The following is an 18639-nucleotide window of genomic DNA, read 5'->3' as shown; positions in this document are numbered from 1 at the left end:
TCTCCGATCGGCTTGGGGCTCGCACAGGGGGTTGGCCCGGTGATCACGGGGGCGGGGGCGTAGGCCCTGACTGGTCACGCCGGATCACTGACGGCGTTGAGGCTGATCGGCCGCTCGGACTCCCGCCGGGGATGCGGCAGGAAGACGATGAGCAGCGCTCCGACCGCCGCGGGCAGCGCGAAGGCGTAGAAGTTCCACGCCGACGGCAGGTGGGAGTCCAGCAGCACTCCTCCGTACAGAGGGCCGGCGATCCCGCCCAGGCGGCCCAGGGCGAGGGCGGTGCCGAGTGCGGTCGCCCTGAACTCGGCCGGATATCTGCCGGCGATGTACACATTGAGCAGGATCTGGGTGCCCAGGCTGCCGATACCGGCGAGGACCACGGCGATGTACACCAGCAGCATCGACAGGGGCTGGCTCAGCGTGGCGACGCCCACGACGGCCGTCATGAAAGAGATGATCACTGTCCGCCGAGAGCCGATCCGGTCAGCCAACTTGCCCATGACGACGGGACCGACGGCTGTGCCCAGATTGAGGACGACGAGGAAGGTCAGCGCCGATCCGAGGGGGTATCCCGCGGTTCGCATGAGGACGGGCAGCCAGGTGGACAGGCCGAAGACCACCAGCAGCGCGCTGAACATCGCCGCGCCGAAGGTGATTGTCGTGAGGAGGTAGGGACGGGTGAACAGTACGGCGAAGCGCCGTGGACCGGAGTACTCGGCCGCCGCCTGCCCGGCTGTGGGCAGATCCGCCGAACGAGGCAGATGGCAGTAGGCGAGAGGCAGCACGATCAGCGCGGCCAGCCCCCCGGCCAGGAACTCGAAGCGGAAGCCCAGGCCGGGTACGAGAGTGGCGGCGATGACGGCGGCCAGGGCGCCCCCGACTCCCGCCCCGGCGAAGGCCAGGGTGGTGTAGAGATTACGGCGATGGTCGGGGGCGTACTCGTAGACGAGCGCCGCGATGGTGGGCAGTACCCCTCCGACACCGAGCCCGACCGCGAATCGGCTGACGCCGAAGAACTCCGCGTTCGGCGCCATTCCGCAGGCGAACATCGCCCCCGAGAACAAGGAGACGCTGATGAGGACGAGCCGTCGGCGGCCGATCAGGTCCGCGGCCCATCCCATGAGGAGAGCGCCGAAGAGCATGCCGATGGGGGTGAGGCTGCCGAGGAAACCCGCCTGACGGGACGTCAGCTTCCAGCCCGAGTCCGCCAGGAGGTGTGGCAGGGTGGCGCCGAAGGCGATGACGTCGTAGCCCTCGAGGACCATGCAGACAGCGCACAGCAGGAGGACGGCCGAGGTGCGGGGAGCCGTCGAGGGCATGGCGATCACCAACTGCTCTCGTCGGTCTGGGCCTGTGGCTCGATCCCCAGCCGCGTCAGCGACTCGGCGTAGTCGGCGACACCTGACGCCAGGTCGAACTCGGGCTCGTAGCCGAGGTCACGGCGCGCGCGGGTGATGTCCATGACACCGTGCACGGGGCCGATGCCGAGATACTCGAACCCTCGGCCGATGGTGATGTCGGCAGACGGGTAGCGAGCGCGCACCGCGTCCGCGAAGTCTTCGAGTGTGGTGCGCACGCCAGTGCCGATGTTGTACACCCAGGAGCCCAGGTTCGTGCTGGTACAGGCGCGCACGATGGCCTGGGCAACGTCCTTGGCGTACATCATGTCGTCGCCCTGCTGGCCTCCGCGGCCGACTGTGGCGGGAACGCCCAGCATCGCGTTCTCGATGATGCGACTGTGGACTCCAACGGGACCGTGGCGGGCCTTCTTGCCCGGTCCGTAGATCGCGCCGAACCGCAGGGCCACGAAGTCCATGCCGAAACGCTCGGCGTATACCCGTCCGGCCTCCTCGCTCAGGATCTTGGAGGCGCCGTATGCCCGCAGACCGGGTGTGGGGCCGCGGGGGTAGTCCTCGGTGACCGGCACGTAGGTGGGGTGGGCGAACTCGCCCGTGATCGGGGCGTACACCGCCTTGGAACTGGTGTAGACGACCCGTCGCACCTCCGCCTGGCGCGCGGCTTCCAGGACGCCGACCGAGCCCAGTGCGTTGACTTCGAATGCCCGGTAAGGATCGGACGGCGCCACCACGACGGCGGCGAGATGGGCGACGGTGTCGATGCGTTGGCTGGCCATCAGCCGACCCAGCCCCTCGACGTCCATCAGATCCTGTTGCACGAATTCGAAGTGGGGTTCCAGGTCGGGCAGCAGGTCGAAGTCCGGACGCACATCCAGCACGGTGACCTGGTGGCCTTCGGCCAGGAGTCGGCGTACGGCCCAGGCGCCGTTGACACCGAGACCGCCGGTTACCAGAACCTTCATGGTGTCTCTCCGTTCCGTGCGGGCACAGTCTCGGTGAACAGCGCGGTGAAACATCCCGGGCAGAATCCCTGGCGCAGCACGACGTCCACGTCGAGGTAGTGACGAGCGTTGTCGTTGAGGTGGGGGCCGGCGGTGCTCGGGGCGCCCTCGAAGACCTTGGTCAGCCGGTGGCGCCAGTCGGCACCCGCGGGTGCCACGGGGGTGTCGCAGTGCCGGCACACGTAGTGCGGGGAGCCATCCACCAGGCGCTGAACGAGGTTGTCGTCCACGGTCTGCTCGTCGGCGGGCATCTGATGCGCGGTATTGGTGTCAGCCTTGGACACGGTTCCTCCTGTCGGCACGGACGGCTTCGCGGCATGCGGCGGTGGCTGTCGCGTCGACGGTGAGCGAGTCGTCGAGGACGACGCCGTAGACCGTGCGCGCCGCGTCGGGCGACACCTTCAGTTCACGGACATCCGTGGCGACCAGTTCGGGGTCGCGGAGCACCGGGTCCCCGTATCCGCCGCCGCCCTGCCACCGCATGACGTAGACGTCGCCCTGCTGCAGGAGACTCTCCTCCTGGTTGGAGGGGAACTCGGGGGTGCCGCCGAGTTCCGCCACCGTGGAAGGCAGCTCGCCCCTGGCGAGCAGTTCCGCCGCGTCGGATCCGCGTACGGCGATGTCCTCCTGTGCGGCTCCGGGGTGGCCTCCGGCCAGGCCGCGATTCATCGAAACGGCCTTCCCCGAACCGGAGATGACCTGATAGATGGGCGCCGGGCTGTGGTACGGAGTGAAGGCGACGCTGCCGCTCAGGCCGCCGCGGTAGCGGCCGGGACCACCCGAGTCGGTCTCCTCGCGTCGCCACAGGTAGAGCAGGGGCGTGGTGAACTCGTTCATCTCGACGTCCGGGACCTTGCCCATGGGGATGAACGGCAGGCCGGCCGTGTCGACACCATCGTGGTCACTGCCCGCGCCGAAGCCTCCGGCCATCGGTTCCAGAATGGAGGTCGCGAACGGTGCGCCGTGCTGGTTGAGGCCGGCGACGATGCTGAGGTCCCAGCTGCCACAGCAGACGCTGGCCACCGAGGACCGGGTCGACGGATGCGTGTCCAGCATCTGCGACAGGCACTCCATCACCGCGTTGGTGGTCGCCCAGGAGGATGCGACCGAGCCCTTGCCGACGGCGGCCGGGAAGGTGGCGTTGTTCAGGGTGCCGGGCTCACTGATGATGTCGACGCACCGCATGATGCCGCCGGGGGCCCATGGCAGATCGCCGCAGAGCAGGGGCATCATGGCCGAGATGATCCCGCCGTAGAGACCCGTGAAGGTGCAGTTGATCATGCCGGACTGCTCGTCGGTCCCGGTGAAGTCGAACAGCAGGTCGGAGCCGGTCTTGGTGAGCTTCAGCCGGATCGCGTGCGCCTTGCGATCACCGGTGTGCGACTGCTCCTGGTGATTGACGGCGGTCCAGGTGCCGTCCGGGATCGTGGCCAGCCTGTCCCGCAACCGCTGCTCGGCGTCGCGCATCTGCAACTGCATGACCTGCTGGACGGTGTCCGCGTCGAATTTGCGGATCAGTTCGGCGATGCGCTCGTGGCCCAGCTTGTTGGCCCCTACCTTGGCCCGCAGGTCCAGGGCGACCAGTTTGGGGATGCGGGAGCGGCGTACGTACGCGTCCTCGACGTCACATTGGATCACTCCCCCGCGTACCACCTTGATCGGCGGCATGGGCAGTGACTCCCAGAAGACGTCTTCGGCGCGCGGGGTCCAGCTGCCGGGGCTGACTCCGCCGACGTCCAGTTGGTGGGCGACGGCCGCGGTCCAGCCGAACAGCTTTCCGTCGTGGAACAGGGGGGCGAAGAGGGCCACGTCGTTCTGGTGGAGGCCGCCGCCCACCCACGGGTCGCTGCACAGAAACATGTCTCCCGGCTCGATGCCCGGGTTGTCGGCGCGATTGCGCAGGATCCAGCCGATGGCCAGCCCGATCGACGCGACAAGCTGGGTGTTGTACGGGCCGACCTGCACGATGTGTCCGTAAGGGTCGGTGAGCGCCACGTCGAAGTCGTTGCAGTCGGTGACCACGAGGGAACCGCTCATGCGGCGCAGTGCGTCGCCCATCAAGTCGGTGATGGCGAAGATGCGGTTGCGTACGACTTCGTAGGTGAGCGGGTCGACCTCGGCGCCGCTGAGGTCCGTGGGGTACAGCGACAGGCGCGCGGGAAGGTCCGTACGGATCTCTTCGTTCGTATACGGCCTGCTGGCGAAGATCTCCGAGCCGGGTACGGGCGTCACAGCCATCATGGCCTCCGGTCATCAAGGTGAAGAATGATGTTGCGCAGGGAGTCCACCTGAGCCGAGGCGTCGCGGGGTACGACGACGGTGGTGGTGCCGGCCTCGACGATCGCCGGGCCTTGGAGACGGTGTCCGTGGGTGAGGCGGGCGTAGTCGTAGATCGCCGTCGCCTCCCACCCCCTGCGCGAGTCCAGGAAGACTCGCCGGGTGCCGCTGAGCGCACTCCTGGCGTCCTCGCTCTCCGCCTTGGGGGCGATCGGCAGCTCAGGGGTGAAGGCGGTGGAGCCGATGCCGAAGACACGGTGGTTGATGAGCTGGAAGCCGGCGTCGGCATGCCCCGTTCCGCGGCCGAACATTTGTTCATATGTGTGTTCGAAGTCGGATATCACGGTGTCCATGTCGGCGTCGGTGAGCGGGCCCGAGCCCACCGGCGTCGGAACTTCGAACATTTGCGCCGTATAACGGATGTCGAGCTGCCGGCGCATGCCGATGGAGGTGAACGACACTCCTTGGGCCTCGAGCCGAGCGGTGAGTCCCGCCTCGAGTTCGGCGAATTGCCGCTCGACCCGCGCCGCGTCGAAGGGGTAGGTCGCGGGGTTCGAGAGTTCGGCGGACAGCACGACATCGGAGGTGGTGAGGCCGTACGCCGAAAACGCGTTGGCGTCACCCAGCGGGATATAGATCTCCTTGATTCCGAGATCGGCGCCGTAGGCGAAGCAGTGCGCGGGACCGCCACCGCCGAAGGCGTAGAGGACGAAATCGCGGGGATCGTGGCCCTGTCCGACCACCACCCGGCGCAGCAGGTCGGCGGTCTGGGCATTCTGGATCTCGAAGACCGCGGCAGCGGCCTGCTCGGCATCGAGGCCGAGAGGTTCGCCGATCCGGGTCTCCAGGGCCTTGCGTGCCCGATCGACGTCCAGCCTCTTGGTGCCTTCCGCGAACGTCTTCGGATCGAGGATGCCCAGTACGAGGTTGGCGTCGGTCACCGTCGGCTCGACGCCGTCCTGGCCGAAGCAGGCGGGCCCCGGGCGGGCGCCGGCACTGCGCGGGCCCACGCGCAGATTGCCTCCCGCGTCCAGCCAGGCGATCGCACCGCCGCCCGAGCCGATCGAGGTGACGTTGACCATCGGGGTGCTGACGGTGAACTGGTTCAGCGTGGTGGAGCTGGAGTACACCGGTTCCCCGTCGACCACCAGCCCGACCAGGAACGTCGTGCCCCCGATGTCGGAGGTGATGATATTGCGGTGGCCCAGTTTGCGGCCGAGGTTACGGGCTCCGACCACGCCGCCGGTGAGTACTGAGCCGATGGTCGTGATGGCCTGTGCGGGTGCGTCCTGCGCCGAGACCGTTCCCCCGCTCCCTTGCATCACCAGCAGCGCGCCGTTCAGCCCGCGGAGCTCGAGTTCCTCGGTGAGCGGTGCCAGATAATCCCGCAGGGTCGGACCGACCTGCGCGTTCATGACGGTGGTCACGGTCCGCTCGTATTCGCGGATCTTGGGGCTGAGGTCACTGCTCAGGCATATATAGGTGCCCGGGCTCTCTTCTTCGATAATCTTGCGGAGCCGGATCTCATGCTCCGGATTGACAAAGGACCACAGCAGGCTCACCGCTATCGCGGCTACGCCGTCTTCCAGTAGTTCCCGGATGGCGACGCGCGCCTTGTCCTCGTCGAGACGTACGACGACGTTTCCCTGGTAGTCGACGCGCTCGGTGATCTCCTTCACCATGCGTTTGGGCAGGAGCGGCGGAGGCTTGCGGGTCGCCGCGACGTTCTGGATCTCCTCCGGCCCAAGGCCGGCGTACCGGCCTTCGACATTCATGATGTAAATCGAGTCGCGGTGCCCTTTTGTGGTCAGCAGTCCAACCCGGGATACGTTTCCGGTGACCAATGCGTTGAGAGCCGCTGTTGTTCCGTGGCAGATGTAGTCCACATCGGACAGCGTCGCCTCGCGGGACCGGCCGAGCTTGCGGCCGATCTCGTCCACGGCGTTGAGAAACCCCTCCGCAAAATCGGGCGGAGTGGATGGAACTTTGGCTGTGGTGATGTTGCCCTGATCATCACCCAGAAATGCGTCGGTGAACGTGCCACCGATGTCTATCCCGAGAATGGCACTCATATTGTCCCTAGCTCCAAGCATGGCTAAGCCGATCGGCCACGAAGAGGAGTCAAATACCAGGCGCTTCGTTTGTCGGCCCAGCGGAGGCACTTGACCCGGCGCATTCATCTCAAAAGATGCGGCGTTGCCGGGTAACTCTAGGGGCAACCAAGCCATATGCATAGTAACGCTTGTTCGATGATTCCATAACGGATACCTTATGGAGAACTGGCAATGAGGCCAGGATCTGAACGACCTGCGGGAGGGTCGCCCCATGGAATCCCAACTTTCGCTGCGCAGACTCGAGGTCTTCTGCCTCGTAGTGGAGGAAGGCAGCGTGACGCGCGCCGCCGAGCGGCTCAGAGTCGCCCAGCCGGCGGTCTCCAGCCAGCTCCGCGCGCTGGAGCAATGGATCGGGGCGCGGCTGTTCGTCCGGACCTCCGGTCGCATGGTGCTGACCGAGGCCGGTGGCCGGGCCCACCTGTGGGCCCGGGAGATGCTGGCCAGGTGTCTGCAGGTCCGCCGCGACGTGGAGGAGCTGACACTCGGCACGGGAGGCAGTGTCGTGCTCGCCTCCAGCCTGGCCGTCGGCACCTACCTGCTGCCGCCCCTGATGACGGCGTTGCGCGCCGAGCGGCCCGGAGCCGACATCACTGTCCATGTCGCCCAGCCGGAACACGCACTGCACGCCGTGGAGATCGGCGAAGTCGACTTCGCCGTGATGACCCGCGACGAACGCGCCCTCCCGACCTCCATCGTCGCCGAGACACTGCTGGACGAGCCCTTGATCCTGTGTGCCAGTCCCGATGGACCGCCTACGGCGAACTCCGTCTCGCTGAGCGCCCTTCCCAAACTGCCCATAGTGGGAGTGCCCAGGCAGGTGGCGTTTCAGAGGAGCATCGACACTCAGCTGCAGGAGCTGGGCGTCGGCGAGCTCGACACGGTCATTCGACTCGGCCATGCCGAGGCGATCAAGACAGCGGTCATCGAGCACGGCTGGGCGGCCATCTTCCCCCGCTACTCAGTGGAACGTGATCTCGCAGAGGGAAGACTTCGAGCGATCGAGTTCACCGATGGAGCACTGTACGAACGCATCGGGCTGTTCTACCGGACGGACAAGTACTTCTCTCCGCTGCAGGCGTCCGCGCTGGACGCCATCAGGCTGGCGGGGCGGTAGCCATCCCATAAACGATGCCTTATGAAGAATAAAAGAAAACGTTAATGGACTTATGTTCCTTGTTTACCTAGCGTGGTGGGCACAGAGTCGAACAAGGAGCACACCCGATGAAGCTGGCGCGCTTCCACACACCACCTGACGGATCCGGGGCGTCGTTCGGTGTGGTCGACGGAGATGAAGTAGTTGATCTAGGGCACCGCATGGCCTCCTTCGAGGCGATGCTGACCGACCTCCACAACGCCACGCCACGCCCCGACGACCCCCGCTGGCCCGTCAGCACCGTCACCTGGCAGCCACCCATCGGGACTCACGCCAAGGTCGTGTGCGTCGGGTACAACTACCCCTCCCACGCCGTGGAGTCCGAGGAGGCGCAGCCCGAGTGGCCCACCCTGTTCACCCGCTTCCCCGACTCCTTCGTCGGCGCGGGGCGTCCGGTGGTCCGCCCGTACGACACGGATTCCCTGGACTGGGAAGGCGAAGTGGCCTTCGTGGTCGGTCACCCGGCGCGGCGGGTGACCGCCGACCGCGCGGACCGGCATATCGCGGGCTTCACCTGCATGGCGGAGAACAGTGTGCGGGACTGGCAGTTGCACACGCGGCAGGCGACCGCGGGCAAGAACTGGTACGCCAGCGGCTCCTGCGGGCCCTGGCTCGTCACCCCCGACGAACTTGGGGACGGCCCGCTGCGGGTGACCACCCGGCTCAACGACACGGTCGTGCAGGACGACTCGACCGACCGGCTGGCCTTCTCCTTCGGCGAACTGCTCGCATACATCAGCGCCTTCACCCCACTGCGACCCGGCGACGTCATCGCCACCGGGACCCCCCAGGGCATCGGCCACCGGCAAGATCCCCCTCGGTACCTGCGCCCGGGAGACGAGCTCGAAGTCGAAGTGTCGGGTGTCGGCGTGCTCCGGAACCCGGTCACCGACGAGGCACGCTCCCTGAACCACGCGGAGGTACACCGATGAGCCCCTACCAGTGGAGCGACCGGGACGTCGAAGCCCGCGCGGACCTTCCGTCCGTCATCGACGCAGTACAAGGTGTCTTGGAACACGAGGCGGCCGGTGCCGCCTGGAACATCGACAAGACCATGGCCACCTGGGCACCCATGAGCAGTGCCCACGCGCTGGGCGCGATCGACACCGAGGAACAACTCGTCGTCTTCAAGACCTGGGTCAACACGCCGGCCGGAGCGACTGCCGTCCTCACCGCCTTTTCCGCCGCCGACGGCAGTCTGCGGGCATCGCTGCAAGCCGGGGTCGCCGGTGCCCTGCGTACCGCCGCCGTCTCGGGTCTCGCCACACGCTGGATGAGCCACCAGGACGCCGACGAACTCGCCGTCCTGGGCACGGGGCGCCAGGCCCTGCGCCAGGTGGCCGCGGTCGCCGCGGTCCGGAAACTGCGCCGGGTCCGCGTCTGGAGCCGTACCCCCGAGCGAGCAGAGGACTTCGCCGCCCAGGTGCGAACGGACCTCGGGCTCGCCGCTGAAGCGTTCCCCACAGTTGAGGCGGCCTCCCAGGACGCTCCCATCGTCACGCTGATCACCCGTGCCACCGACCCGTTCTTCACCCTCGACTCCCTGGCCGAAGGGGCCCACCTCAACGCGGTCGGCGCGATCCTGCCCGCCAACGCGGAGTTCGACGCAGCTCTGTTGGCGTCCTCAGCACTCACCGTGGTCGACAGTGTGTCCAACGCGCGACGAGGCTCGCGCGAACTGGGCGAATTCTTCGGCGACGACTGGACTTCGGTCCACCGGCTCGCCGATCTGGTCACCGGCAAGGTGGCCCGCCCCGAGCGGCCACGCTGCACCGTCTTCAAAGGCATGGGCATGGGACTGTCCGACCTTTCGGTCGCCGCACTGCTGCTCCGCGACGCCCGACCCTCTGCACAGAAATAGACCAAGGAGCCGTTACCGTGAGCGTCACCTCTTCCCCCTCAAGCATCGACGCCCTCCCCGCCGCACGGGATGTGCACGCCCGGTTCGTGGACATCAGCGGACAGGAGCCCGAGCCGATCCGGCCCTGGGCGCCGGTGAAGATCTCCCGGGCCCGGATCGAGGCGGAGATCGAGCGCCTCGCCTCGCTCCCCCGGCCGGCAAACGGCCGTCGAGGCACTCTCATCGTGCATCCGGACGCCGTGGGCCTTGGCCCGGGACTCGCTCCCGGCGTTGACGTCACCATCGACGTGCTCAAGCCGGGCGAGCGGACCACACCGCTGCGACGCAACACGGGGCAGGTCGAGATCGGTATCAGCGGCCGCGGCGTTGTCCACGTCGTCGGCAGGTCCACGCGCATGGAGCGCTGGGACGTGTGCAGCATCCCCTCGATGAAGGGCCATTACTTCGAGAACGACGGCGACGAACTCTGGGTTCGGTTGAGCTACTCCAATGCTCCGCTCCTGGCCAAGCTCGGAGTTCTCTACAGTGAGCCGCTCACCGACGAGCAGATGGCCGCAGGCCCCAATGTCCTGCCTTCTGCCGACCGCAGGCCCGAGCGCTACATCCGCGAAACCGCCCCCGACATCGAGCTCAACGACTCCGGCGCCCGGCTGCGGGGCTACGAATACCTCGTGGACATCGAGGTTGTCGAGAACAACCCGCTGCACTGGGCCTGGAACGAGGTCCGCGAGCACCTGTCCTGGGAGGAGGGCGACGGCAAGCGGACGATCATGGCGCTGTACAACCCGGCGACCGAACGCCGCAACGGGGCCACCCACAGCTTCTTCGTGACCGCCTCCTCGATGCCGCCCGGCGTCGCGGCGCAGCCGCTGCGCCGCGGCCACCGGCACAGCTCCGTCGCCATCAATTATCACTTCCTCGGCTCCGGCAAGAGCGTCGTCGAAGGACACGTCGTCGACTGGAGCGCCGGCGACCTGCTGCTGTCGGCCCCCGGGTGGAGCGAGCACGACCACTACCACGGTCCCGACGGCTTCGGCGTCTTCACCGTCCAGGACCACCCCCTGCACATCGGCATGGAATCGCTGATCTGGCAGGAGAAGATGTCCGGCCCGATCCTCGCCCTCGGTTCCGAAGCCGGCCAGACCGGATATGTCGGCCCCCGTACGACAGGCGCCTGAGGTGGCCGAACGAGCACACGACGAGGTGAGGACCTCATGAAGTTCCGTAGCGATCCGACGCAGATCAAGGGTTCCGTGGCCCCCGTCATCACGCCTTTCACCAGCGACGGCGCCCTGGACCTGCCATCCCTGCGGGGTCTGGTCCGCCGACAACTGGAGGCCGGCTCACACGGCATTTCGATCGGCGGTTCCACAGGAGAACCGGGAGCCCAGTCCGTCGCGGAGCGGATCGAGGCCATCAAGGCAGTCGCCGAAGAAGTCGCCGACGCGGTGCCGTTCCTCCCCGGCACGGGCTCCGCCAAGCTCGATGAAACCGTGGAGATCACCGCTGCCGCCGAAGCCGCGGGCGCCGACGCCGCCCTGATCATCACCCCCTACTACGCACGCCCCACCCAGGAGGGGCTGTATCAGTGGTATGCGACGATCGCCCGTGAGTTCCCCGACCTGCCACTGATCATCTACAACGTGCCGTCACGCACCGCGGTCGACATCGCTCCTGACACCGTCAACAGGCTCCACCGCGACTTCGGCAACATCGTGGGCATCAAGGAGACCACCAAGGACTTCGAACACTTCTCGCGGGTTCTGCACAAGACGGGCACCGGCTTTCTGGTGTGGTCCGGGATCGAACTGCTCGGTCTGCCGCTGCTCGCTCTCGGTGGCCGCGGCTTCATCAGTGCGGTGTCCAATCTGGCTCCGGCCGCCGTGGCCCGCATGTATGAAGCGTGGGAGGCCGGCGACCATGCCACGGCGCGCGAACTGCACTACGGTCTGCACCCTCTGGTGGATCTGCTGTTCGTCGAAACCAACCCGGCTCCATTGAAGTACGTCCTCCATCAAAGGGGCCTCATCTCCTCGGCACATGTCCGGGAGCCGCTCACCGCGCTGACCCCGCAAGGAACCCTGCGCGTCGAGGAACTGCTCAGCGAGGGCTCCGGTCTCCTCGCCTGACATGCACGTGCGGATGCTCTCTGAGCTGTGACGGTTCGACGACGCACGTCGTCGATGTCGGTTTCCCGCACAAGCGGGTGTCTGCCGCACCGGGCAGACACCCGCCGGTCGGCCGGGAGGACAACCACCCTGCCCCCCTTTCGCCAGGATCTGAGAGCACCGGATGGGAGACGTTGGATACGTGGATCGCAATGAACTCGCACGATGCTTGCGGGACTGGCGGGATCGCCTCAGTCCCGCAAGCATCGGACTCCCCGCGAGCAGCCTGCGGCGCGCGCCCGGGCTGCGCCGCGAAGAAGTCGCACACCTCGCCGGACTGTCAGTGGACTACCTCGCCCGCCTTGAGCAGGGGCGCGCCGGCAACCCGTCTCCCTCAGTGCTGGAGGCTCTGGCACGGGCATTGCGACTGACCGATGACGAGAACGCCCACCTGTTCCAGCTGGCCGGCCACGCGGATCCGCGTATCGGTGGCATGAACCGGCACATGACGCCAGGTGTCCACCGGATCGTCGACCGGCTCGCGGATACACCCGTCATCGTCCTGGACGAGGCATGGCAGCTCGTCGCCGCCAATCCGCCGGCCACCGCGCTGCTCGGCGACATGCTCGGTGAACCGGCACGCCGGCGCAACCTTTTGTGGCGGCACTTCACCGGCATGCCGTCCCGGGTCGTCGCCACCCCCGAGGAGGACGCCGCCTTCGAGCGGGCAGCGGTCGCGGATCTGCGCGCCGCGGCCGGACGCCATCCGGACGACGGGCCGCTGCACGCTCTCATCACCGACCTGCGCAAGGTGAGCCCCCGCTTCGACCAACGCTGGCAGTCCACCGCCATCGCACGCCACACGGCGACGCGCAAGACGATCCTCCACCCACAGGTCGGGCCGATGACCCTGGACTGCGACGTCCTCACCGCCGAGGGCAGCGACCTGCGTCTCGTGGTCTACACCGCCGAGCCAGGATCATCCGACGCCCGCACGCTGACGCTGCTCAACACCATCGGCACGCAGACGTTCACCACGCCCACAGACGTGGCGTGAGCCGTTCACGGACGATGCCGCGCCATAGCAGCTGCGGCGCTTCTTCGTCTTCGGTATCGGTCACGGGCCGGTGCTTCCCGCAGCGTCGAGCAGGACCGTCCAGGACCCCCCTTGACGTTCATCGAAGGCGGCCCTGAACACTGAATCCCCCCAGCCCACGGCGACATTGATGAGCCGGCCCCACCGGACCGCGAGGCACATGTGGAGTGTTAGCTCTTCGTGTCGGGGTGTGGGGCGCATCGTGCGATCAGCGCCACCGCGTGTTCGACCTGTGCGTCGGTAAGGTCGCCGCGTGCGGTGAGGCGTAGCCGTGAGATGCGGTCGGGCACGGATGGTGGGCGGAAGCAGCCCACCGCGACTCCCGCCTCCCGACACGCCGTGGCCCAGGCCACGGCCGCTTCGGGTGAGGGTGCGTGGACCGATACCACGGCCGCGTCCGGCGTGCTCGCCTGGAGCCGTGCGTTTGTCAGGCCGGCCGACAGTCGCTGGGCCACCTGGCGGGCTCGTGCGGCGCGCTGCGGTTCCTCGCGTAGGAGCCGCAGCGCGCCCAGCGCCGCTCCTACGCTCGCCGGGGCCAGCCCGGTGTCGAAGATGAAGGTGCGGGCTGTCTCCGCGAGGTGCCGGATGACCCTGCGCGGGCCCAGTACCGCCCCGCCCTGCGATCCCAGGGACTTCGACAGCGTCACGGTCGCCACGACATCCGGTGTCCCGGCCAGACCCGCCGCCGCCAGGGCTCCGGTGCCCCCGTCGCCGACCACGCCCAGGCCGTGGGCGTCGTCCACCAGCAGCCCGGCGCCGTACGCCCGGCATACCTCGGCCAACTCCGGCAGTGGCGCGGCGTCGCCGTCCACCGAGAAGACCGAGTCGGTGACCACCAGGGCCCGGCCCCCACCGTGGTCCGCGAGCGCGCTTCGGACCGCGTCCGGCTCGCAGTGCGGCACCTGGGCGGTCTTCGCCCGCGACAGCCGGCAGCCGTCGATGAGGGAGGCGTGGTTGTAGGCGTCACACACGATGAGCGTGCCTGGCCCGGCCAGCGCGGTCAGCGCCGCCAGGTTGGCCGTGTAACCGGAGGAGAAGACCAGCGCGGCCTCGGCTCCGCAGAATCCGGCGAGCTCCTCCTCCAGTTCGGTGTGCAGCTCGGTGGTGCCGGTGACCAGGCGGGAACCGGTGGCCCCGCCGCCCCAGCGCAGCACCGCGTCGGCGGCCGCCCGCACCACCCGGGGATGGCGGACCAGGCCCAGGTAGTCATTGCCGGCCAGATCGAGTACCGGGTCATCGGCCGGACGCGGGCGCAGGTGGCGGGTCAGCCCGGCGCGGCGGCGCAGCTCGGCCCGCCGGTCGACCCAGTCGAAGACCGCCGCCGGCTCGGGAGCGACCTCTCGCGGCCGGTCACGGGACGATCCGGTGCTGCGGCCCGCCGGGGCGACCGGGGTCTCCGGTGCGGCCGGTGGCCGGGCGGGGGAGGAAGGCGCGGGGGTGGCCGGAGGGACGGTGCGATGGACCATGTCAGGCACTCTCGCATGTCTCAGCAGGGCGTTCCAGGTGAGCGGTCCCGCTTGCCACCCAGGTGAGCCAGTGATGCCGCGCACACATCGACGCTGCCCGTGAATCCGCGTGTTAGCGTCCAGCCGTGATCTCCCCGGACCTGGACGCACCCGCACCTGGTAGGGGCACCGCCCCTCACGGTCCGGCGGCCGGCCCTGCCACGCTTGGCAACCGCGAGCCGCTCGGCCTTCCGGACCTCTTCGATGACGGCTTCATCGGCGACCCGTACCCCTGGCTGGACGCGCTGCGCGTCCAGGCGCCGGTGCATCACGATCCCGGCACTGGACTGTGGCTGGTCAGCCGCCACCGGGATATCCGCCGGGTACTGCTCGACCCTGACCGGTTCCTCCCGGACAACGCCCAGCACGCCGTCACCCCGCTGCCCGTCGCCGTGCTACGGATCCTCGCCCGGGCCGGCTTCACCCTCCCACCCGCACTGGCCAACAACGGCACCGCCAGCCATCCCGGGCTGCGCCGCGTGGTCACCCGGTTCTTCAACGCCCACCGCGTCGCGTCCGCCGTACCGGTGATCGAGCGCATCGCCGACGAACTGCTCAGCGTGGCACGGGCCCGGATCGACACCACGGGCGGCTGCGACCTGTTCACCTCCTTCGCTCAAGCCCTCCCGTGCCGTGTGTTGATGGAGCTCCTGGGCATCCGACACGTCGACGCGGCGACCCTGATGCGTTGGAGCGACGCCTCTCTGGAGCTGTTCTGGGGCAGACCTACACCTCAGCGCCAACTGGAGTTGGCGGAACGCGTCGGCGAGTTTCACCAGTGGCTGACCCAGGCCGTGCGCGGGGGCACCGCCGCACCCGGCTCCTTCATCGCGGCGCTGACCCGCCATCGCCTGCCCGACGGCAAGCCACTCGACGTGGAGACCGCGGTCGGAGCCTGCTTCTTCGTCTTCATCGCCGGGCAGTCCACCACCGGACAACTCATCTCCACCGTGTTGCACCGAGCGCTCACGGAGCCCGGACTGTGGCCGCGCGTGGCGCGGGAGGCGGGTGTTGCCGAGGCATGGGTGGAGGAGGTACTGCGGCGCGAGCCCCCGGTGACCACCTGGCGTCGCGTCACCGCCTGCACGACCGAACTGGGCGGCGTGCAACTCCCCGCAGGTGCACAGCTGTTGCTGATGCTCATGGGCAGCGGATCCGACCCAGAGGTCTTCGCCCATCCGGAGCGGATGTGCCCGCACCGGCCGAACATCCGCCACCACCTTGCCTTCGGCACTGGCCGTCACCGCTGCCCAGGCGCGTCCTTGGCCCGCACCGAAGCGGCCGTGGCGCTGCGGGCAGCCGCCCGCCGCCTGCCAGGTGTACGGCTCACAGCCGGGGCGGAGGAGCCACCGATGCTCGGCCTGCTGTCCTTCCGGGCACCCCTACAGGTGGCAGTGGAATCGCCAGGCGATGCCCCTGTCCCCACCGCGGCCGTCGGGCCCCGGAGCACGTGACCTCGGGCACCGTCGGGCCGCTGCGCTGTTCCGGCAAGATGACGTTCAGCCTTCCCCTCTTCCCTGCCGTGTGCTGCGCCCATGGGACCTGTGGCTGCTGCCTTGCGCCTACGGAAGGTTGCGGGCCATGACGATCCGCTGAACCTGGTTCGTACCTTCATAGATCTGCGTGATCTTGGCGTCGCGCATCATCCGTTCCACCGGGTAGTCACGCGTGAAGCCGTAGCCGCCCAGCAGTTGCACGGCGTCAGTGGTGATCTCCATGGCGGCGTCCGAGGCGAAGCACTTGGCCGCGGCCCCGTAGAAGGTGAGGCCGGAGTCGACGCGCTCGGACTTGGCGGCAGCGGCATAAGTGAGCTGGCGGGCGGCCTCCAGCTTCATCGCCATGTCCGCGAGCATGAACTGCACGCCCTGGAAGTCGCCGATCGGCTTGCCGAACTGCTTGCGCTCCCGGACATACCCCTTGGCATAGTCCAGCGCGCCCTGGGCGATGCCGAGAGCCTGCGCCGCGATGGTGATGCGGGTGTGGTCCAGCGTCTTCATCGCCGTGGCGAAACCGGTGCCCTCGTCACCGATCATGCGGTCGGCCGGGATGCGCACATGGTCGAGGTACACCTCGCGGGTCGGCGAACCCTTGATGCCCAGCTTCTTCTCCGGCGCGCCGAAGGACACCCCCTCGTCGGACTTCTCGACGACGAACGCGGAGATGCCCTTCGACCTCTTGGCAGGGTCGGTCACGGCCATGACGGTGTAGTACTCCGAAACCCCCGCATTGGTGATCCAGCGCTTCACGCCGTTGAGGACGTAGCTGTCGCCATCGCGCACCGCCCTCGTTGTCATCCCCGCCGCATCCGACCCCGCGTCCGGCTCACTGAGGCAGTACGAGAACAACGCCCCCTCGGCCAGCGGGGCCAGATACCTCTTCTTCAGCTCCTCGGAACCGGAAAGGATCACCGGCAGCGAACCGAGCTTGTTCACCGTAGGGATCAGTGACGAGGAGGCGCACACCCGCGCGACTTCCTCGATGACGATCACCGTGGCCAACGCGTCCGCGCCGGCGCCGCCGTACTCCTCCGGCACATGCACCGCGTGCAGGTCGGCGGCGACCAGCGCCTTGAGAGCCTCGGCCGGAAAACGGCTCTGCTCGTCCACCTCGGCGGCGAACGGCGCGATCTTCGTCTCGGCAAGCGAGCGGATCGACGCGCGGAGCATCTCGTGCTCCTCCGACGTCCGGTAAAGGTCGAAGTCCTGATTCATGGAGGGAATACCTCGATCTCTGCCCTGCCACGGGCACGGCAGGGGCGTGAAGAAAGTCAGCATGGACTCGGGCGATGAAACTCAGTACCTTGATTATGCATACTGAGTTTCATTGGTCCACTGCCAGGTGATCAGGATGGTGTTATGTTCCCCGCATGAGCGAGGCACAGGGACACGGCCAGGGAGCCGACGGCTCCGCGAAGCCCTCCAAGCGGGACGCCCTGATCGAGGCGGCGTTCGAACTCTTCACCGCACACGGGTTCGAGCAGACCACGGTCGACGACATCGTCCGGCTCGCGGGGGTGGGCAGGAGCTCCTTCTTCCGGCACTTCCCCTCCAAGGACGACGTGGTCTTCCCCGACCACGAAGGCTGCCTGGCAGAGATGACGATCTTCCTGCAGGAGGGGAGCGGCACGGAGGACCCGGTGATCCGGGTCTGCGATGCCGCGCGCCTCGTCATGCGGATGTACGCCCGCAACCCCTCCTTCGCCGTACAGAGATACCGCCTGACCAAGAGCGTTCCAGGGCTCCGCCACCACGAGTTGTCCGTGGTGTGGCGCTACGAGCGCACCCTCGCCGACTACCTGCGCCGACGCTTCGCGCACCGGCCCGACGGCACACTGCGCGCCGATGTGATCGCCGCCTCCGTGGTGGCCGCCCACAACAACGCGCTCCGAACATGGCTCCGCTCCGCCGGCCAGGAGGACCCCTCGGCCCATATGGATCACGCTCTGCGGTTCGTACAGAACTCATGGGGACCGGAAGGCGAGGCCAGGAGCGCCGACGAGGAGGACACCGACGACGTGGTCGTCCTGATCACCAAGCGGAAGGCGCCGATGTGGCGCGTCGTCCAAGGGATCGAGGCCACGCTCGACGATCGCTGAACGCGGTCGGCCTCGCGCAGGTACCGCGACGACTCGCAAGCCGGAGCCTCCACGGTGATCGGAGGCTTCGGCTGCCCCGTCGGCGGAGAGTGTCAGCGGGAAGGCTTCACCACCTGCGGCCGCCCAGCCTCCCCGTTCGGTGTCAAACGGGTCCGTTCGACCATAGTGTCGCGGCGAGCGCGGCGAACTCGATCGGATCTCCCAGGGGCGTGCCGGACCCGTGCGCTTCCACCTGGCCGACCTGTTCGGGTCGCACCCCGGCATCGGCCAACGCGGCACGGATGGCCGCCTCCTGAGCCGGGCCGTTGGGCGCGGTCAGTCCGTTGCTGGCCCCGTCTTGGTTGATCGCGCTGCCCCGGATCACCGCGTGGATCTTGTCGCCGTCCCGCTGGGCTTGGGCCAAGGTCTTGAGTACCAGCCCTCCGCAGCCGTCCGCGCGGACGAAACCGTCGGCTCCCGCACCGAAAGAATGGCACCGCCCGGTCGGGGACACCAGGCCGGCCGTCGATCGGTCGCCCGATGACCGCCTCGACCGCGGCGGCGAGTTGCTGCGCGCCGCTGGAGGTCAGCC

At 68.0% G+C, this 18639-nt stretch carries 16 protein-coding genes and 1 pseudogene; 8 read left to right on the top strand and 9 right to left on the bottom strand.

The window, feature by feature from the left end; all coding sequences use genetic code 11:
- Window positions 1-74: 74 nt before the first annotated feature.
- Genes AS97_RS42570 through AS97_RS42555 form a run of 5 tightly spaced genes read right to left on the bottom strand, consistent with a single transcriptional unit; the run spans window position 75 to window position 6864 of the window.
- Window positions 75-1319, bottom strand: coding sequence for an aromatic acid/H+ symport family MFS transporter (locus tag AS97_RS42570; protein ID WP_059147384.1), 1245 nt, complete (start codon window positions 1317-1319; stop codon window positions 75-77).
- Between the two features lie 5 nt (window positions 1320-1324).
- On the bottom strand, window positions 1325-2320 hold the full coding sequence (locus tag AS97_RS42565) for an NAD-dependent epimerase/dehydratase family protein (RefSeq protein WP_185929660.1): 996 nt from the start codon (window positions 2318-2320) through the stop codon (window positions 1325-1327).
- Complete coding sequence (locus AS97_RS48100) at window positions 2317-2643, bottom strand: hypothetical protein (protein WP_236669975.1); 327 nt, start codon at window positions 2641-2643, stop codon at window positions 2317-2319. The genes AS97_RS42565 and AS97_RS48100 overlap by 4 nt, the downstream gene beginning before the upstream one ends.
- The gene (locus AS97_RS42560) at window positions 2630-4600 is read right to left on the bottom strand and encodes a hydantoinase B/oxoprolinase family protein (RefSeq protein ID WP_247204672.1); all 1971 of its coding nucleotides are present in this window, start codon (window positions 4598-4600) and stop codon (window positions 2630-2632) included. Before AS97_RS42560 ends, AS97_RS48100 begins: the two co-directional genes overlap by 14 nt.
- Window positions 4597-6864 (bottom strand): hydantoinase/oxoprolinase family protein, encoded by a 2268-nt coding sequence (locus AS97_RS42555; protein ID WP_236669974.1) that lies wholly within the window; start codon window positions 6862-6864, stop codon window positions 4597-4599. The genes AS97_RS42560 and AS97_RS42555 overlap by 4 nt, the downstream gene beginning before the upstream one ends.
- Window positions 6865-6961: 97 nt before the next feature.
- On the opposite strand from AS97_RS42555, the gene AS97_RS42550 reads away from it, so the two are divergent.
- The 6 genes from AS97_RS42550 to AS97_RS42525 all read left to right on the top strand — a co-directional run bounded on the left by AS97_RS42550 (window position 6962) and on the right by AS97_RS42525 (window position 12929).
- The gene (locus AS97_RS42550) at window positions 6962-7864 is read left to right on the top strand and encodes a LysR family transcriptional regulator (protein ID WP_059147371.1); all 903 of its coding nucleotides are present in this window, start codon (window positions 6962-6964) and stop codon (window positions 7862-7864) included.
- Window positions 7865-7971: 107 nt separating this feature from the next.
- Window positions 7972-8835 (top strand): fumarylacetoacetate hydrolase family protein, encoded by an 864-nt coding sequence (locus AS97_RS42545; RefSeq protein ID WP_125755475.1) that lies wholly within the window; start codon window positions 7972-7974, stop codon window positions 8833-8835.
- Window positions 8832-9764, top strand: a complete 933-nt coding sequence (locus tag AS97_RS42540; protein WP_059147369.1) for an ornithine cyclodeaminase family protein — start codon at window positions 8832-8834, stop codon at window positions 9762-9764. Before AS97_RS42545 ends, AS97_RS42540 begins: the two co-directional genes overlap by 4 nt.
- Before the next feature lie 17 nt (window positions 9765-9781).
- On the top strand, window positions 9782-10942 hold the full coding sequence (locus tag AS97_RS42535) for a hypothetical protein (RefSeq protein ID WP_197049217.1): 1161 nt from the start codon (window positions 9782-9784) through the stop codon (window positions 10940-10942).
- A 36-nt stretch (window positions 10943-10978) separates the two neighbouring features.
- Window positions 10979-11893 (top strand): 4-hydroxy-tetrahydrodipicolinate synthase, encoded by a 915-nt coding sequence (gene dapA / locus AS97_RS42530; protein WP_059147368.1) that lies wholly within the window; start codon window positions 10979-10981, stop codon window positions 11891-11893.
- A 181-nt stretch (window positions 11894-12074) separates the two neighbouring features.
- Window positions 12075-12929, top strand: a complete 855-nt coding sequence (locus AS97_RS42525) for a helix-turn-helix transcriptional regulator (protein WP_247204671.1) — start codon at window positions 12075-12077, stop codon at window positions 12927-12929.
- Between the two features lie 209 nt (window positions 12930-13138).
- Here the strand turns inward: AS97_RS42525 and AS97_RS42520 are convergent, their stop codons facing one another.
- A complete protein-coding gene (locus AS97_RS42520) occupies window positions 13139-14434 on the bottom strand; it encodes an 8-amino-7-oxononanoate synthase (RefSeq protein ID WP_079059504.1) in 1296 nt (431 codons plus the stop codon).
- A gap of 125 nt (window positions 14435-14559) precedes the next feature.
- On the opposite strand from AS97_RS42520, the gene AS97_RS42515 reads away from it, so the two are divergent.
- Window positions 14560-15927, top strand: a complete 1368-nt coding sequence (locus AS97_RS42515) for a cytochrome P450 (RefSeq protein ID WP_210566787.1) — start codon at window positions 14560-14562, stop codon at window positions 15925-15927.
- Between the two features lie 108 nt (window positions 15928-16035).
- On the opposite strand, the gene AS97_RS42510 is transcribed toward AS97_RS42515, so the two are convergent.
- Window positions 16036-17184 (bottom strand): acyl-CoA dehydrogenase family protein, encoded by a 1149-nt coding sequence (locus AS97_RS42510; RefSeq protein WP_059145552.1) that lies wholly within the window; start codon window positions 17182-17184, stop codon window positions 16036-16038.
- A gap of 155 nt (window positions 17185-17339) precedes the next feature.
- Between AS97_RS42510 and AS97_RS42505 the strand changes: the two genes are divergently transcribed.
- Window positions 17340-18068: a TetR/AcrR family transcriptional regulator gene (locus AS97_RS42505; protein WP_059145553.1), complete on the top strand. Its 729-nt coding sequence runs from the start codon at window positions 17340-17342 to the stop codon at window positions 18066-18068.
- A gap of 142 nt (window positions 18069-18210) precedes the next feature.
- Here AS97_RS42505 and AS97_RS42500 read toward each other — a convergent pair whose 3' ends face one another.
- Both AS97_RS42500 and AS97_RS48775 read right to left on the bottom strand, forming a co-directional pair.
- Window positions 18211-18471: a hypothetical protein gene (locus AS97_RS42500; RefSeq protein ID WP_247204868.1), complete on the bottom strand. Its 261-nt coding sequence runs from the start codon at window positions 18469-18471 to the stop codon at window positions 18211-18213.
- Window positions 18472-18576: pseudogene (locus AS97_RS48775) on the bottom strand (beta-ketoacyl synthase N-terminal-like domain-containing protein); the annotation flags it as partial.
- Window positions 18577-18639 lie beyond the last annotated feature (63 nt).

It is taken from the genome of Streptomyces sp. AgN23, assembly GCF_001598115.1.
GTDB classification, from domain to species: Bacteria; Actinomycetota; Actinomycetes; order Streptomycetales; family Streptomycetaceae; genus Streptomyces; species Streptomyces antimycoticus.
This window is presented reverse-complemented; position numbering and strand designations above follow the sequence as displayed.

What these genes read in the sequence shown, in the direction of transcription:
- AS97_RS42570 (WP_059147384.1), bottom strand. Translation starts at nt 1,319, where the DNA reads ATGCCCTCGACGGCTCCCCGCACCTCGGCCGTCCTCCTGCTGTGCGCT.
- AS97_RS42565 (WP_185929660.1), bottom strand. Translation starts at nt 2,320, where the DNA reads ATGAAGGTTCTGGTAACCGGCGGTCTCGGTGTCAACGGCGCCTGGGCC.
- AS97_RS42560 (WP_247204672.1), bottom strand. Translation starts at nt 4,600, where the DNA reads ATGATGGCTGTGACGCCCGTACCCGGCTCGGAGATCTTCGCCAGCAGG.
- AS97_RS42555 (WP_236669974.1), bottom strand. Translation starts at nt 6,864, where the DNA reads ATGGCTTGGTTGCCCCTAGAGTTACCCGGCAACGCCGCATCTTTTGAG.
- AS97_RS42550 (WP_059147371.1), top strand. Translation starts at nt 6,962, where the DNA reads ATGGAATCCCAACTTTCGCTGCGCAGACTCGAGGTCTTCTGCCTCGTA.
- AS97_RS42545 (WP_125755475.1), top strand. Translation starts at nt 7,972, where the DNA reads ATGAAGCTGGCGCGCTTCCACACACCACCTGACGGATCCGGGGCGTCG.
- AS97_RS42540 (WP_059147369.1), top strand. Translation starts at nt 8,832, where the DNA reads ATGAGCCCCTACCAGTGGAGCGACCGGGACGTCGAAGCCCGCGCGGAC.
- dapA (WP_059147368.1), top strand. Translation starts at nt 10,979, where the DNA reads ATGAAGTTCCGTAGCGATCCGACGCAGATCAAGGGTTCCGTGGCCCCC.
- AS97_RS42520 (WP_079059504.1), bottom strand. Translation starts at nt 14,434, where the DNA reads ATGGTCCATCGCACCGTCCCTCCGGCCACCCCCGCGCCTTCCTCCCCC.
- AS97_RS42510 (WP_059145552.1), bottom strand. Translation starts at nt 17,184, where the DNA reads ATGAATCAGGACTTCGACCTTTACCGGACGTCGGAGGAGCACGAGATG.
- AS97_RS42505 (WP_059145553.1), top strand. Translation starts at nt 17,340, where the DNA reads ATGAGCGAGGCACAGGGACACGGCCAGGGAGCCGACGGCTCCGCGAAG.